The 15,491-nt window shown below is 74.2% G+C and carries 14 protein-coding genes; 2 read left to right on the forward strand and 12 right to left on the reverse strand.

Going from position 1 to position 15,491, the window contains the following annotated elements:
- Positions 1–39 precede the first annotated feature (39 nt).
- Both RM780_RS17745 and RM780_RS17750 read left to right on the forward strand, forming a co-directional pair.
- Positions 40–888 carry a peptidylprolyl isomerase gene (locus RM780_RS17745; RefSeq protein WP_311631734.1) on the forward strand — a complete coding sequence of 283 codons (849 nt, stop codon included), beginning with the start codon at positions 40–42 and terminating at the stop codon, positions 886–888.
- A 222-nt stretch (positions 889–1,110) separates the two neighbouring features.
- Positions 1,111–2,340 (forward strand): DUF349 domain-containing protein, encoded by a 1,230-nt coding sequence (locus RM780_RS17750; RefSeq protein ID WP_311631735.1) that lies wholly within the window; start codon positions 1,111–1,113, stop codon positions 2,338–2,340.
- Between the two features lie 51 nt (positions 2,341–2,391).
- On the opposite strand, the gene RM780_RS17755 is transcribed toward RM780_RS17750, so the two are convergent.
- The 12 genes from RM780_RS17755 to RM780_RS17810 all read right to left on the reverse strand — a co-directional run bounded on the left by RM780_RS17755 (position 2,392) and on the right by RM780_RS17810 (position 15,438).
- A complete protein-coding gene (locus RM780_RS17755) occupies positions 2,392–4,842 on the reverse strand; it encodes a RelA/SpoT family protein (protein WP_311631736.1) in 2,451 nt (816 codons plus the stop codon).
- 216 nt (positions 4,843–5,058) lie between these two features.
- Positions 5,059–5,622, reverse strand: coding sequence for an adenine phosphoribosyltransferase (locus RM780_RS17760; protein ID WP_311631737.1), 564 nt, complete (start codon positions 5,620–5,622; stop codon positions 5,059–5,061).
- Complete coding sequence (secF, locus tag RM780_RS17765) at positions 5,619–6,785, reverse strand: protein translocase subunit SecF (RefSeq protein WP_311631738.1); 1,167 nt, start codon at positions 6,783–6,785, stop codon at positions 5,619–5,621. The genes RM780_RS17760 and secF overlap by 4 nt, the downstream gene beginning before the upstream one ends.
- A gap of 1 nt (position 6,786) precedes the next feature.
- Positions 6,787–8,685, reverse strand: a complete 1,899-nt coding sequence (gene secD, locus RM780_RS17770) for a protein translocase subunit SecD (RefSeq protein ID WP_311631739.1) — start codon at positions 8,683–8,685, stop codon at positions 6,787–6,789.
- Positions 8,686–8,776: 91 nt separating this feature from the next.
- Positions 8,777–9,256, reverse strand: a complete 480-nt coding sequence (gene yajC / locus RM780_RS17775) for a preprotein translocase subunit YajC (RefSeq protein WP_311631740.1) — start codon at positions 9,254–9,256, stop codon at positions 8,777–8,779.
- Positions 9,257–9,453: 197 nt separating this feature from the next.
- The gene (gene ruvB / locus RM780_RS17780) at positions 9,454–10,512 is read right to left on the reverse strand and encodes a Holliday junction branch migration DNA helicase RuvB (RefSeq protein ID WP_311631741.1); all 1,059 of its coding nucleotides are present in this window, start codon (positions 10,510–10,512) and stop codon (positions 9,454–9,456) included.
- Positions 10,513–10,719: 207 nt separating this feature from the next.
- On the reverse strand, positions 10,720–11,328 hold the full coding sequence (ruvA, locus tag RM780_RS17785) for a Holliday junction branch migration protein RuvA (protein ID WP_311631742.1): 609 nt from the start codon (positions 11,326–11,328) through the stop codon (positions 10,720–10,722).
- Positions 11,325–11,858, reverse strand: a complete 534-nt coding sequence (gene ruvC, locus RM780_RS17790) for a crossover junction endodeoxyribonuclease RuvC (protein WP_311631778.1) — start codon at positions 11,856–11,858, stop codon at positions 11,325–11,327. The genes ruvA and ruvC overlap by 4 nt, the downstream gene beginning before the upstream one ends.
- 446 nt (positions 11,859–12,304) lie before the next feature.
- A complete protein-coding gene (locus tag RM780_RS17795) occupies positions 12,305–13,057 on the reverse strand; it encodes a YebC/PmpR family DNA-binding transcriptional regulator (RefSeq protein ID WP_311631743.1) in 753 nt (250 codons plus the stop codon).
- Positions 13,058–13,128: 71 nt separating this feature from the next.
- A complete protein-coding gene (pdxT, locus tag RM780_RS17800) occupies positions 13,129–13,740 on the reverse strand; it encodes a pyridoxal 5'-phosphate synthase glutaminase subunit PdxT (RefSeq protein ID WP_394813001.1) in 612 nt (203 codons plus the stop codon).
- A complete protein-coding gene (gene pdxS, locus RM780_RS17805) occupies positions 13,737–14,585 on the reverse strand; it encodes a pyridoxal 5'-phosphate synthase lyase subunit PdxS (RefSeq protein WP_394813003.1) in 849 nt (282 codons plus the stop codon). Before pdxS ends, pdxT begins: the two co-directional genes overlap by 4 nt.
- 292 nt (positions 14,586–14,877) lie before the next feature.
- Positions 14,878–15,438: a LemA family protein gene (locus RM780_RS17810; protein WP_311631745.1), complete on the reverse strand. Its 561-nt coding sequence runs from the start codon at positions 15,436–15,438 to the stop codon at positions 14,878–14,880.
- Positions 15,439–15,491: the final 53 nt, after the last annotated feature.

Below are 15,491 nucleotides of genomic sequence, written 5' to 3' on the forward strand. Positions count from 1 at the left end.
GACGGTCACGGAACGGACGAGACGGCAGGGAGGGGCGCGGTGGCCACCAGGGATCAGCGGCGCAGGCAGCTCGCGCGGGCGAAGTGGGAGCGTCAGCAGCAGCGCAGGGCGGGCCGCGCGCGCCGCTCGCAACGGCTCCGGGTCCTGCTGTCCGTGCTGGCCGTGGTGCTGGTCGCGGGCGGCGTGACCGGCCTGGTGGTGGTCCTGCGCGACGACGGCGGCGAGGACCCCTCCGCGTCGCCCTCGGGCGAGGAGACCACCCAGGAGCCGGTGGAGGACCCCTGCGCCGAGCCCGCGGAGGGCGAGCCCTCCACCGCGCAGTGGGAGGAGGAGCCGGAGATGGCGGTGGACGACACCCGCGACTACGTGATGCGGCTGGCCACCACCTGCGGCGACATCGAGGTCACCATGGACGCCGGGGCCACGCCGCGCACGGTCAACTCCTTCTCCTTCCTGGCCGGAGAGGGCTTCCTCGACCACTCCCCCTGCCACCGGCTGGTGACCGAGGGCCTGCACGTGCTGCAGTGCGGCGACCCGCAGGGCACCGGCATGGGCGGGCCCGGGTTCACGATCCCGGACGAGAACCTCGACGCCGAGGAGATCGCCGGGGGCGTCTACCCGGCGGGCACGGTCGCGATGGCGAACCAGTACAACGCCGCCACGGGCGAGGGCCGGGACACCGGCGGCAGCCAGTTCTTCCTGGTCTACGAGGACAGCGAGCTGCCGCCCGACTACACGCCCTTCGGGCGGGTCACGGCGGGCCTGGACGTGCTGGAGACGATCGCGGAGGCGGGCGCGGCCCCGGCCGACCCCACCACGGGGAACACGGCCCCCAACGCCACCGTGGTGATCGACGAGGCCGTTGTCGAGCCGGTGCCGGCCGAGTAGCGGGGGCCGCCGGGCGCGGGCGGCCGTTCCGGGCCGGTTTCTGCCCCGCAAGGTGCGGACAGCCGGGCGGGTGGTCCCCTATGTTGGCGTTGTGCAGGGTGCCTGCGCCGGCCGGGCGGGGAAAGCGCGCCGGCCGGACCGGACGAGGAAGTCCCGGATCAGCAGGTGTGGACGGTGCCGGGGGTGTCATGCCCCGTCGCGCGCATCAGACGAGGAGGCGCTGTGAGCAGCGAGCCGTGGGGCCGCGTTGACGAGACCGGGACCGTGTACGTGCGGACGGCCGACGGCGAAAGGGTCGTGGGCTCCTGGCAGGCGGGCTCCCCCGAGGAGGCGCTGGCCTACTTCGAGCGCAAGTACCAGGGCCTGGTGGTGGAGGTCGGCCTGCTGGAGCGCCGGCTGGCGACCACCGACCTGTCCGCCAAGGACGCGATGACCGCGATCGGGCACCTGCGCGAGCAGGTCGACGCGGGCAACGCCGTGGGCGACCTGGCCGCGCTGGCGGCCCGCCTGGACGGGCTGGTCTCGGCCGTGGAGGCCCGCCGCGAGGAGCGCAAGGCGGCGCGGGCCCGGCAGAGCGAGGAGGCCAGGGAGGCCAAGGAGGCGCTGGTCGCGGAGGCCGAGGAGCTGGCCGCCAGCGAGCAGTGGCGCTCGGCCGGGGAGCGGCTGCGCGGCCTGGTCGACACCTGGAAGGGCCTGCCCCGCCTGGACCGCAAGGCCGACGACGAGCTGTGGCACCGCTTCTCGCAGGCCCGCTCGGCCTTCTCCAAGCGCCGCAAGGCGCACTTCGCCTCGCTGGACGCCCAGCGGGAGGAGACCCGGCGCCGCAAGGAGAAGCTGATCGCGGAGGCCGAGGCGCTGTCGGAGTCCACCGACTGGGCCGCCACCGCGGCGCGCTACCGCGACCTGATGCAGGAGTGGAAGGCCGCGGGGCGGGCGCACCGTGACGTGGAGGACGACCTGTGGGCGCGCTTCCGGGCCGCGCAGGACGTGTTCTTCGCGGCGCGCGGCGAGGCGTTCTCCGAGCGGGACGCCGAGCAGCGGGACAACCTCGCGCGCAAGGAGGAGCTGGCGACCGAGGCGGAGAAGCTGCTGCCCATCGGCGACCTGCGCGCGGCGCGGCTCGCACTGCGCTCCATCGCGGAGCGCTGGGAGGCGATCGGGCACGTGCCGCGGGACGCGCGGGCGGGCATCGAGGGACGGATCCAGGCCGTGGAGCGGGCGGTGGCGGAGGCCGAGGAGGCCGAGTGGCGCCGCAGCAACCCGGAGGCCAGGGCGCGCGCCGCCGGGCTGACCGGGCAGCTCCAGGACGCCGTGGACCGGCTGCGCGAGCAGGCCGGGAAGGCGCGCGCGGCGGGGAACACCGCGAAGGCCGAGAAGCTGGAGCAGGAGCTGGCCGGGCGGCAGGCCCTGCTGGACCAGGCCCTCAAGGGGCTGGCCGAATTCGGCGGCTGAACGGCCGCGCCGCCCCCCGGAGCGCCGGGCCGGGGGGCGCGGCCGGGCCCGTCAGGGCCGCCGCGACGTCACGCGGTACACGTCGTAGACGCCCTCCACGCCGCGCACGGCCTTCAGGACGTGCCCCAGGTGCTTGGGGTCGCCCATCTCGAAGGTGAACCGCGAGGTGGCGACCCGGTCGCGGGAGGTCTGCACGGCGGCGGACAGGATGTTCACGTGCTGGTCCGACAGCACCCGCGTGACGTCGGAGAGCAGCCGGGAGCGGTCCAGCGCCTCCACCTGGATGGCGACCAGGAAGACCGAGGACTGGGTGGGGGCCCACTCGACCTCCAGGATGCGCTCCGGCTCCCGGGAGAGGGAGTCGACGTTGACGCAGTCCGCGCGGTGCACCGAGACGCCGCTGCCGCGGGTGACGAAGCCGATGACCGGGTCGCCCGGGACGGGCGTGCAGCAGCGGGCCAGCTTGACCCACACGTCGTCCACGCCCTTGACGACCACGCCCGGGTCGGCCGTTGCCCGGCGCTTGCCGCGGGCGGGCACCGGGGGCGCGGACTCCGCGATGTCCTCGCCGGCCGCCTCCTCGCCGCCGACGGCCTGGACGAGCTTCTGCACGACGCTCTGCGCCGAGACGTGGCCCTCCCCGATGGCGGCGTAGAGGGAGGAGATGTCCGGGTAGCGCATCTCGTGCGCCAGCGTGACCAGGGAGTCGCCGCTGAGCACGTGCTGGATGGGGAGGTTCTGCTTGCGCACGGCCCGCGCGATGGCGTCCTTGCCCTGCTCGATGGCCTCGTCGCGGCGCTCCTTGGAGAACCAGCCGCGGATCTTGTTGCGCGCGCGGGGGGACTTGACGAAGCCGAGCCAGTCGCGGGAGGGGCCCGCGCCGTCCGCCTTGGAGGTGAAGATCTCGACCGTGTCGCCGTTGTCCAGGGTGGACTCCAGCGGCACCAGGCGGCCGTTGACCTTGGCGCCGATGGTGCGGTGGCCCACCTCGGTGTGGACGGCGTAGGCGAAGTCGACGGGGGTGGCTCCGGCGGGCAGCGCGATGACGTCGCCCTTGGGCGTGAAGACGAAGACCTCGGTGCGGGAGAGGTCGAAGCGCAGCGACTCCAGGAACTCCCCGGGGTCCTCGGTCTCCTTCTGCCAGTCCAGCAGTTGCCGCAGCCAGGCCATGTCGTCCACGGTGGCGTGGCCGGCGCCCTTGCGCTCGCGGCGCGGGGCGTCGGAGCGGACCTTGGAGGCGCCGGCGACCGCCTGCTGCTTGTACTTCCAGTGCGCGGCGATGCCGAACTCGGCGCGGCGGTGCATGTCGAAGGTGCGGATCTGCAGCTCGACGGGCTTGCCGCCGGGGCCTATCACCGTGGTGTGCAGGGACTGGTACATGTTGAACTTGGGCATCGCGATGTAGTCCTTGAACCGGCCGGGGACCGGATTCCACCGGGCGTGCACGGTGCCCAGCGCCGCGTAGCAGTCGCGGACGGTGTCGACCAGGACCCGGATGCCCACCAGGTCGTAGATCTCCGCGAAGTCGCGGCCCCGCACGATCATCTTCTGGTACACGCTGTAGTAGTGCTTGGGGCGGCCGGTGACCGTGGCCTTGATCCGGGCGCCGCGCAGGTCGGCCTGCACCTCGTCGATGACGGTGGCCAGGTACTCGTCGCGCTTGGGGGCGCGCTCCGCGACGAGGCGGACGATCTCGTCGTACATCTTGGGGTAGAGGATCGCGAAAGAGAGGTCCTCCAGCTCCCACTTGATGGTGTTCATGCCCAGCCGGTGGGCCAGCGGGGCGTAGATCTCCAGGGTCTCGCGGGCCTTCTGCTCCTGCTTCTCCCGCTTCAGGAAGCGCATGGTGCGCATGTTGTGCAGGCGGTCCGCGAGCTTGATCACCAGGACGCGGGGGTCGCGGGCCATGGCCACGACCATCTTGCGGACGGTCTCGGCCTGGGCGGCCTCGCCGAACTTGACCTTGTCCAGCTTGGTGACGCCGTCCACAAGCTGGGCGACCTGGTCCCCGAAGTCGCGGCGCAGCGACTCCAGCCCGTACTCGGTGTCCTCGACCGTGTCGTGCAGCAGCCCGGCCATGAGGGTGGCCGCGTCCATGCCGAGCTCGGCCAGGATGGTCGTCACCGCGAGGGGGTGCGTGATGTACGGGTCGCCGCTCTTGCGCTTCTGGCCGCGGTGCCAGCGTTCCGCGACCTGGTAGGCGCTCTCGATGCGGCGCAGGGCGGCGGTGTCGGCCTTGGGGTCGTTGGCCCGCACGACCCGCAGCAGGGGCTCCAGGACGGGGTTGTAGGGCGTGGAGCGCTGGACGCCGAGCCGGGCGAGCCGGGCGCGGACCCGGTTCGAGGAGCCGGAGCGGCCCGAGACCCCGGAGACGGCCGGGGCGGAGGGCGGGGCGGCGGGAGCCTGGGCACGCCGGTCCTCGCCCTCGCGGCGGCCGAGGGCCGTGGAGGGCGAGGGACTCTTCCGCTGGGCGGAGGTGAGCGGCTGGGCGTCGTCGGGCAAGGGCACTCCCTGTCAGAAGACCTCTCCGGCCCCGGGACGGCACGCGCGGCCGGGAGGGGCGCCTCCTCCGGGGCCGCGGGCGGCCGAGGAGAAGTCCGGCCGGGAATCGATCGGACTGCCATGGTAACGAGCCCGCGCCCGGCTCACGCGCCCAAGCGGGCACACGCTCCCCGGCGCCCGCCGGTGCGCGGGCGCCCGGGGCGTGTGCGGGCGGCGTCAGACCGTGAGCAGTGCCTGGTAGGGGGCGCCGTCCAGGGCGGGGAGGACGCGCTCACGGCCCGGGAGAAATCCGAGCTCCATCAGCACGGCCAGCCCGGCCACGCGGGCCCCGGAGCGGCGGATCAGCCGCAGGGCGGCCTCCGCGGTGCCTCCGGTGGCCAGCACGTCGTCGATCACCAGGACCCGGTCCCCGGCCGCCAGGTCCTCGGCGTGGATCTCCATCTCGGCGCTGCCGTACTCCAGCTCGTAGGACTGGGAGAGCGTGGCGCCGGGGAGCTTGCCCGCCTTGCGCACGGGGACGAAGCCGACCCCGGCGCGGACGGCCACGGGCGCGGCCAGGATGAACCCACGGGCCTCCAGGCCGACGACCTTGGTGGCGCCGTGCTCGGAGCAGAACGCCGCCAGCGCGTCGGTGAGGGCCGTGAAGGCCGCCGGGTCGGCGAGCAGGGGCGTGATGTCCTTGAAGCGAACGCCCGGCTGCGGGTGGTCGGGAACCTCGCGGATCCGGCTGAGCAGCAGCTCGGCCAGGGCCGCGGGCGCCCCCGGCGCCGGGGCGCTCACCGGCGCCTGCCCTGCGGCCGGCCGCGTCCCCGCCCGCGGGCGGGCGGCTGGCGGCGGGGAGCCCGGACCCCGCCGCCCGCGGCGGCGCCCACCCCGGCGGCGGGGCCGGTCTCCGCGGCCTCCTCCGCGGCGGCGGGCTCGCGCTCGTCCGTACCGCCCCCGGCGGCGCCCTCGGGCTCGCCGTCCTCCTCCTCGCGCTTGGCGCGCTTGGCCAGCACCTTGCGGTCCTGGGCCTTGATCTCCGCCTCCCGGCCCTTGAGGTCGGCGACCAGCGGAGTGGCGATCATGATCGAGGAGTACGCGCCGGCGGTCAGGCCCACGAAGAGCGAGAGCGCGATGTCGTTGAGCATGCCGCCGCCCAGCGCGCCGCCGCCGATGAACAGCAGGGCGGCGACCGGCAGGAGGGCCACCACGGAGGTGTTGATCGAGCGGACCAGGGTGCCGTTGAGGGAGCGGTTGGCCAGCTCGGCGTACGTGAACCGGGTCTGGCGCGTGTAGTTCTTCGTCTGCTCCTTGAGGCCGTCGAAGACGACGACGGTGTCGTACAGCGAATAGCCCAGGATCGTCAGCAGGCCGATGACCGTGCCCGGGGTGACCTCGAAGCCGACCAGGGCGTAGACGCCGACGGTGATGGTGATGTCGTGGACCAGCGCGATCAGTGCCGCAAGGGCCATCCGCCACTCGAAGGCGACAGCGAGGTAGAGCACCACCAGCACGAGAAAGATCCCCAGGCCCTGCCAGGCGCGGTTGGCGATCTGCTCGCCCCAGCTGGGGCCGATCACCTCGGCGTTGAGCTCCTCGGTGGGGATGCCCAGCTCCTCGGCGAGAGCCGCGCGCGTGGCGTTCGACTGGTCGGTGTCCAGGCCGCTGACCTGGATGCGCATCGTGCCGTCGTCGCCGAGGGTCTGCACCAGCGCCTGGCTGCCGGAGGCGTCCTCCGCCACCTCGCGGGCCTCCTCGACGGAGACCTCGGTGGGCGGAGTGGTGAAGACGGCGCCGCCCTCGAACTCCACGCCCATGTGCAGGCCGCGCACCCCGAGGCCGGCGAAGGCCAGGATGGTGATCAGGACCGAGACGCCGTACCAGAACTTCCGCCGTCCCACGAAGTCGAAGCCGACCTCGCCGCGGTAGAGCCTGGCTCCGAGATCGCCGAGCCGCGACATCTCAGGCCTCCTTCGGGTCGGGGGGAACGGGGGCGGGGCGCCGCGTCCGCAGCAGCGGGCGGGCGCCCAGCCGCTTGGGGTCGAGCCCCGACCAGGGATGGCCGCCGGCGAAGAACTTCCTGCGGGCCAGCAGCGTCATCAGCGGCTTGGTGAACAGGAAGACCACCACCACGTCGAGGGCGGTCGTCAGGCCGAGCGTGAACGCGAAGCCCTGCACCTTGCCGACGGTGACCACGAAGAGCACGGCCGCAGCGAGGAAGGACACGAAGTCCGAGACCAGGATGGTGCGCCGGGCGCGGGGCCAGGCCCGCTCCACGGCGGGCCGCAGCGTGCGGCCCTCGCGCACCTCGTCCCGGATGCGTTCGAAGTAGACGATGAAGGAGTCGGCCGTGATGCCGATGGCGACGATCGCGCCGCAGACGGCCGGGAGGTTGAGGGCGAAGCCGATGGCCGGGCCCAGCAGCGACATGATCGTGTAGGTCAGCACGGCCGAGACCAGGAGGCTGGCCACCGCGATCAGGGACAGGCCGCGGTAGTAGGTCAGCATGTAGATCACGACCAGGGCCAGGCCGATGGCGCCCGCGATCAGGCCGGCCCGCAGCTGCTCGCCGCCCAGGGTCGGGGAGACCGTGGAGACGCTGGCCTCCTCGAAGCTCAGCGGCAGGGCGCCGTAGCGCAGGATGTTGGCCAGGTCCTCGGCCGACTCCTGGGAGAAGCTGCCGGAGATCTCGGCCCGGCCGCCGCCCAGGCGCTCCGAGACGGAGGGGGCGGAGACGGCCTCGCCGTCCAGGACGATGGCGAACCTGTTCTGCGGGTCGACCTGGGTGGCCAGCTCGGCGGTGATGTCGGCGAAGCGGTCGGCGCCGGAGTTGTTGAACTCCATCTGCACGACCCAGCCCTGGCCGGTCTGGCTGTCGTAGACGGCGCTGGCGTCGCTGACGTCGGTGCCGGGGACGGCGACGGGGCCGACCATGTACTTCACGGTGCCGTCGGAGGAGCAGACGGGGACGGTGTCCTCGGCGCTCGCCTGGGCCGCGGCGCGGCCGGCCTCCAGCCGGGACTCCTCGCTGGAGCAGTCCAGCGCGTCGAACCGCGCCTGGAGGTCGGCGGCCTGCTGCTCGGCGTCCTCCTCCTCGGTGCCCTCGTCGCCGGAGTCCTCGGCGGGCTCCTCGGTGGAGTCGTCCGTGGGCTCCTCGGTGGGCTCCTCGGTCGCCGGGGCCTCCGTCTCGGAGGTGTACGAGGCGTAGGAGGCGGTGGAGGCGGAGTCGCCGGCCGCGCCGGGGGCAGGCAGGCTCTGGCTGTCCGCGCCCTCGTCGCCGGTGGGCTCGTCCGAGGGCTCGTCCGAGGGCTCCTCCGTCGGCTCCTCCGTGGCCTCGCCGGTGGGCTCGTCCGTCGGCTCGTCGGTGGGCTCCTCGGAGGGCTGCTCCTCCTCGCCCTCGCCGCCGGTGTCCTCGGCCGGGGTCCCGGCGGCCATGGTGAGCACGGGGCGGAAGCCCAGTTCGGCGGTGGTGCCGACCTGTTCGCGCGCCTGCTGCTCGTCGGTGCCCTCGGGGATGTTGACGATGATGTTCCGGTCGCCCTGGGTCTGCACCTCGGCCTCGGAGACGCCCAGGCCGTTCACCCGGCGCTCGATGATGTTGACCGCGGTGTTGAGGTTCGTCGGGTTGATCGCGTCCTCTTCACCCTCCTCGGCGACCGCGGAGAGCGTGATGCTGGTGCCCCCCGCGAGGTCGATGCCCAGGCGGGGCTGGGTGTGCCCCGAGGCGAACATCCCGGCTGTCAGCCCGCCCATGATGAGCAGGATCAGCAGCAGCGCGCGCCCCGGTCTCCCGCCCTGGGCGCGCCGGGACCCGATGGTCCTCTTCCGTGAGGACCTGAGGTCCTTCTTCGGTGTCGCCACCTTCTCGTCTCTTCCTGTCCTTAACGACCCGCGCCCGGTGAGCGCCGCGCGCCTGAAGGGGTGTGTCCGATCGGGGGCCGAGCCGCCCGGCTCAGGACCTGGGGCCGTCCTCGCCCTCGTCCTCGCCGGGCTTGCCCAGCTCGACGCGGCCGTCCTCGCCGCTGTCCTTGCCGCCGGCCTTGCCGTCCTTCGCCTCCGGGGCGGCCTCCTCCCCCGGAAGATCCGCGTCGCCGGTCAGCGAGGAGGCGTCGTCCGGAACGTCCGGGGTCTCCTCGTCCGGGAAGGCGGACTCGCCGCTGACGATGCGGCGGTACTCGTCGTGGTCCAGCACGGCGTGGATGGCGTTCTTCGCGTAGACCGCGTGCACCCCCGGCTCGATCTCCAGCAGGACCGTGTCGTCACGGACCTCCTTGACCTCGGCGTACATGCCGCCGATCGTGCGGACGCCGGCTCCCGGCTCGATCGCCTCCCGCATCTGCATGGCCTGGCGCTGCCTGTTCCGGGCGGAGCGGCTCATGAGGAAGAAGACACCGATGAGGAGGACGAGCGGAAAGAGAATCGTTGGGTCCACGGCGGAGGGGATTCCTTTGTTTGGCTGCTGGCGCGGCCGGGGTATGGGGGACGAGCATGCCTTCCTTCGATGCGGACGGCATCGGCGGAGTCTAGGCGAGGCCACGCCTGGGGAACAACGTCCGAGATGCTATCGGAGTTCCGCGCGAGGGTAATTCGCCCGCGGGCGCAGGGGGCAACGTCGGGGGCGCAGGCCGTTCAGCCCTCGAAGAGGCCGTCCTGCCCGGCGCCCGGGGCCTGTGCGGGGGGCGTGAGGCCCAGGTGCCGCCAGGCGGCGGGGGTGGCCACCCGGCCGCGCGGGGTGCGGGCCAGCAGCCCCTCCCGCACGAGGAAGGGCTCGGCCACCTCCTCCACGGTCTCCCGCTCCTCCCCCACCGCGACGGCGAGAGTGGCCACGCCCACCGGGCCGCCGCCGAAGAGGCGCAGCAGCGCGCCGAGCACCGCGCGGTCCAGCCGGTCCAGGCCGCGTTCGTCCACCTCGTACACCGCCAGGGCGCTGACGGCGGCCTCGTGGGTGACGACGCCGTCCCCGCGGACCTGGGCCCAGTCGCGGACCCGGCGCAGCAGCCGGTTGGCGATGCGGGGGGTGCCGCGCGAGCGGCCGGCGATCTCGGCGGCGCCCTCGGCGGTGACCTCCACGCCGAGCAGCCCGGCGGAGCGGTGGACGACGCGCTGCAGCTCGGCGGGCTCGTAGTACTCCATGTGCCCGGTGAAGCCGAAGCGGTCGCGCAGGGGCGGCGGCAGCAGGCCGGCGCGGGTGGTGGCGCCGACGAGGGTGAAGGGGGGCAGCTCCAGCGGGATGGCGGTGGCGCCGGGGCCCTTGCCGACGACGACGTCCACCCGGAAGTCCTCCATGGCCATGTAGAGCATCTCCTCGGCGGGCCGGGACATCCGGTGGATCTCGTCCAGGAACAGGACCTCTCCCTCGCCGAGGGAGGAGAGGATCGCGGCCAGGTCCCCGGCGTGCTGGATGGCCGGGCCGGAGGTGACGCGGATGGGGGCGCCCATCTCGGCGGCGATGATCATCGAAAGGGTGGTCTTGCCGAGGCCGGGGGCGCCGGAGAGCAGCACGTGGTCGGCCGTGGCGCCGCGGGCGCGGGCGGCCCGCAGCACGAGGTCGAGCTGCTCGCGGACGCGGCTCTGCCCGATGAACTCGCCCAGGTCGCGCGGGCGCAGGGCCGCCTCGACCGCCTGGTCCTCGCGGTCGGCCGCGGTGGCGACCAGGCGCTCCTCCTCCTGACCGTCGCCGGGGCTCACCGTGCCTCCCCGTAAGCTTCTCCGCCCGCGCGCCACAGCGCGGCCATCGTCCTCGCCCGCGGACCGGCAGCCGCGCTGGGGGTACCTCCCGCCCCCAGGCTTCGCCCGGGGGGACCCCCACGCGGGGGAGCGTCGCTCACCGGGAACGCCTCCTCGCGGCTGCGGCCTGCGGCGGCATGCTGGGCTCCCTTCCGGGGCGGGGACGCGTCACCGCGTGCGGTTCAGGGTCTGGAGGGCGGCGCGCAGGAGGCGGGCGACGTCGGGCGGGCCGTCCCCGGCGGGCGGGGCGACGGCCTCGACGGCCCGGTCGGCGTCGCGGGGGGCGTACCCCAGGCCGGTGAGGGCCTCGTGCAGCTGCTCGCGCCAGCCGGCCGGCGCGGGCGCGGCGGCGGGCCGGGCGGCGGGGCCCGAGGGGGGCGCGCCGAGCCGGTCCTTCAGCTCCAGGAGGAGCTTCTGGGCGCCCTTCTTGCCGATGCCGGGGACGGCGGTGAGGGCCTTCTCGTCGCCGGTGGCGACCGCGAGGCGCAGGCCGTCGGGGGTGTGCACGGCGAGCATGGCCTGAGCGAGCCTCGGGCCGACGCCGCTGGCGGTCTGGAGCAGCTCGAACACCTGGCGTTCGTCCTCGTCGGCGAAGCCGTAGAGGGTGAGGGAGTCCTCGCGGACGACGAGGGCGGTGGCGAGCCGGGCGGGCTGCCCGACGCGCAGCCCGGCCAGGGTGCCGGGCGTGCAGCGGACGGCGAGGCCGACGCCGCCGACCTCGACGACGGCCGTGTCGGGGGCCAGGGCGGTGACGGTGCCCGAGACGAACGCGATCACGGTGCGGTGGTGCCTTCCGGGCGGAGCGCGGCGGCGGCCCGGCGGAGCCTGTCCTGGGCGGGGGCGCGCCAGATGTGGCAGATCGCCAGGGCGAGGGCGTCGGCGGCGTCGGCGGGGCGGGGGGGGCCGTCGAGCCGCAGCAGGCGGGCGACCATGGCGCCGACCTGCGTCTTGTCGGCCCGGCCGCTGCCGGTGACGGCGGCCTTGACCTCGCTGGGGGTGTGCAGGGCGACGGGCAGGCCGCGGCGGGCGGCACAGAGCATGGCGACGGCGCTGGCCTGGGCGGTGCCCATGACGGTGCGGACGTTGTGCTGGCTGAAGACGCGCTCGACGGCGACGGCCTGCGGGCGGTGCTCGTCCAGCCAGGCGTCGATGCCGCGCTCGATGAGGACCAGGCGCCGCGGCGTCTCCTCCTCGGCAGAGGTCCGCAGCACGCCGACGCCGACCATGGCCAGCGCCCGCCCCGGCGCCCCGTCCACGACCCCGACACCGCACCGCGTCAGCCCCGGATCAACCCCCAGCACCCGCACCCGGCCCTCCCGCCCTAGTCCAACCACCCCGGCAGGCTACCGGCCCGCACCGACAACCCCGGGAAGCGGCGCCTCCCGGCAGCGCCGCTCGGGGCCAGAACCCCGCCCCGGAGGACCGGGAGACGGGCGGCGGCGCGGCCCCCGGGGAGCCGGGAGGCGCCGGCACCCGGAAAGCGCAGGGGCCGCACCGCCCCGGAATTGCTCGCGGGACGCCGCCCGCGGGCAAGGCACCCGGAGCGCGAGTTCCCGGGCCACGCCCAGACGCAGCGGACGGGGGGCGCAACCCTCGAAGGCGCCCGGGGCGCAGCCCAGGAGGGCGTTGCGGCGCAGCCGCCGAAGGCGCCGGCCCCGCGGTCGCGCTCCCGCGCAGCGGGCCCGGGGAGCAGCCCCGGAGGGTTCCCGGGGGCGCCGGCCCCAGGAGGCGGGTCAAGCCCGGGCGGCAAGCCCTACGCGTCGACCTTCGCCATGATCTCGTCGGCCACGTCGAAGTTCGCGAAGACGTTCTGCACGTCGTCGCTGTCCTCCAGCGCGTCGATGAGGCGGAAGATCTTGCGGGCGCCGTCCTCGTCCAGCTCGACCTGCATCGTGGGGACGAAGGCCGCGTCCGCCGAGTCGTAGTCGATGCCGGCCTCCTGGAGGGCGGTGCGGACCGCAACCAGGTCGCCGGCCTCGCTGACCACCTCGAAGGACTCGCCCAGGTCGTTGACCTCCTCCGCGCCCGCGTCCAGCACGGCGCCGAGCACGTCGTCCTCGGCCAGCCCGTTCTTCGGGACGATGACGACGCCCTTGCGGTGGAAGAGGTAGGAGACCGAGCCCGGGTCGGCCATGGAGCCGCCGTTGCGGGTCATGGCGACGCGCACGTCGGAGGCGGCGCGGTTGCGGTTGTCGGTGAGGCACTCGATCAGGACGGCGACGCCGTTGGGGCCGTAGCCCTCGTACATGATCGTCTGGTAGTCGGCGCCGCCGGCCTCCAGGCCCGCGCCGCGCTTGACGGCCCGCTCGATGTTGGTGTTGGGAACACTGCTCTTCTTCGCCTTCTGGATGGCGTCGAAGAGGGTGGGGTTGCCGTCCGGGTCACCGCCGCCGGTCCGCGCCGCCACCTCGATGTTCTTGATCAGCTTCGCGAACAGCTTGCCGCGCTTGGCATCGATCACGGCCTTCTTGTGCTTGGTGGTTGCCCACTTGGAGTGGCCGGACACAGCGCTGCTCCTTAGATGTCACCCGATGTCACCGGAACTTCAACCGACGTGGTGATCCTACCGGCAGTGGCCTAGGCCGCCGCGCGCACCATTTCGGCGAACAGGGCGTGGATGCGGTGGTCCCCGGTCAGCTCCGGGTGGAAGGCGGTTGCCAGCAGGTTCCCCTGGCGCACGGCCACGCTGCGGCCCCCGTACTCGGCCAGGGACCGGGCCCGGGCGCCGATGGACTCCACCCAGGGGGCGCGGATGAAGACGCCCTCGACCGGTCCGCCCTCCACGCCGGCCACCTCGACGGCGGCCTCGAAGCTCTCGTTCTGCCGCCCGAAAGCGTTACGCCGCACGATCATGTCGATGCCGCCGATGGTCTCCTGCCCGGAGCGCGGCTCGAGGATCTTGTCGGCGAGCATGATCATGCCCGCGCAGGAGCCGTAGGCCGGCATGCCGTCCCGCACGCGCTCGCGCAGGGGCTCCAGCACGCCGAAGGCGGCGGCCAGCTTGGAGATCGCGGTGGACTCCCCGCCGGGGATCACCAGCCCCTCCACGGCCGCCAGCTCCTCGGGGCGGCGCACCGGAAGGGTCCGGGCGCCGGCCCCGGCGAGCGCGGCGAGGTGCTCGCGGACGTCGCCCTGGAGGGCGAGGACGCCGATGACGGGGCCGAGCACGGGCGCGGTCGTCCCGCTCACCAGCCGCGGGCGGCGTAACGCTCGCCCTCGGGCAGGGTGTCGATGTTGATGCCGACCATGGCCTCGCCCAGGCCGCGGGAGACGTCCGCGATGACCTTGGGGTCGTCGTAGAAGGTGGTCGCCTTGACGATGGCCGCGGCGCGCTTGGCGGGGTCGCCCGACTTGAAGATGCCGGAGCCGACGAAGACGCCCTCGGCGCCGAGCTGCCGCATCAGGGCGGCGTCGGCGGGGGTGGCCACGCCGCCGGCGGAGAACAGCACGACGGGCAGCCGGCCCAGGTCCGCGACCTCGCGGACCAGCTCGTAGGGGGCGCGCAGCTCCTTGGCCGCGGCGAACAGCTCGCCGCCGTCCAGGCCCCTGAGGCGGGAGATGTCGCCGCGGATCTGCCGCAGGTGGCGGACGGCCTCCACGACGTTGCCGGTGCCGGCCTCGCCCTTGGAGCGGATCATGGCGGCGCCCTCGGCGATGCGCCGCAGGGCCTCGCCGAGGTTGGTGGCGCCGCAGACGAAGGGGGTGGTGAAGGCCCACTTGTCGGTGTGGTTGACCTCGTCGGCGGGGGTGAGGACCTCGGACTCGTCGATGTAGTCGACGCCGAGGGCCTGGAGCACCTGGGCCTCCACGAGGTGGCCGATGCGGGACTTGGCCATCACCGGGATGGAGACGGCCTCGATGATGCCGTCGATCATGTCCGGGTCGGACATCCGGGCCACGCCACCGTCCTTGCGGATGTCCGCGGGGACCCGCTCCAGGGCCATGACGGCCACCGCGCCCGCGTCCTCGGCGATCTTCGCCTGCTCGGGGGTGACGACGTCCATGATGACGCCGCCCTTGAGCTGCTCGGCCATGCCGCGCTTGACGCGCGCGGTGCCGGTCTCGGCGGGGGCGGGGGCGGGGCTTGCGGACGCGGTGGACACGGGATCTGACCTCACTCGGGGCGCTCGGGACGACACGTCGGCGGTCCGTCACCGCGGAGGGCCGGACGGCGCCGGGCCGTCATGTCGTCACGTCGGCAGGGCGACTCGTCCCATCGTAGGCCCGGCCCCGGCCGGGGAACGAAGGCCGGGGGACCGCGGTGGCGAATGCCACACCAGGCAGGAAACCGGACAGTGGCCCGACGGGAACAGGGCCAATCGCCGCTCAGTGGCCCGCTTCCGCAGCCCCGTTCGCGTACTCGGCCAGGGCGGCGGGCGGCTCGTCGTCCATCTCGAACGCCAGGGGGAACGGCGCGTGCCCGGCCAGGCGGAGCCAGCGGACGGTGCGGTGGCGGCGCACGGCCCGCGCGGCGCGCACGGCGTCGTTGTGGAAGCGGCGGGCCATCGGCACCCGGCGGACGGCCGCGACCAGCTCCTCGGCGCTGGCCTGCCCGCCGGGGGCGTCGCGGACGGCGCGTAGCTGGGCGGGCTCGGCGAGGACGGCGCGCAGCGCCTGGCTCAGCTCGCTCTCGGCGACCTCGCGCTGCTCGTCCCGGGCCAGCCGGGCGGCGTGCGCGGCCTGGTAGAGCACCATGGAGGCGGCCGGGTCGAACACCCCGGCGGTGGCCAGCTCCTGGGCGATGGAGGCGCGCCGCAGGAGCTGCGCGTCGAGGGCGGCGCGGGCGGCGTCGATCCGGGCGTGCAGCCGGTCGAGGCGGCCCGCGGTCCAGCTGAGGTAGAGGCCGATCAGCAGCGCGACGGCGGCGATCCAGATGACGGTGGTCACGCCGCGTCACCCTACCCCGGCCACACGGCCGCTCCGCCCGCGGCGGCCTGCCC

The sequence above is a fragment of the Streptomyces boetiae genome, from assembly GCF_031845405.1.
Taxonomy (GTDB): domain Bacteria; phylum Actinomycetota; class Actinomycetes; order Streptomycetales; family Streptomycetaceae; genus Streptomyces; species Streptomyces boetiae.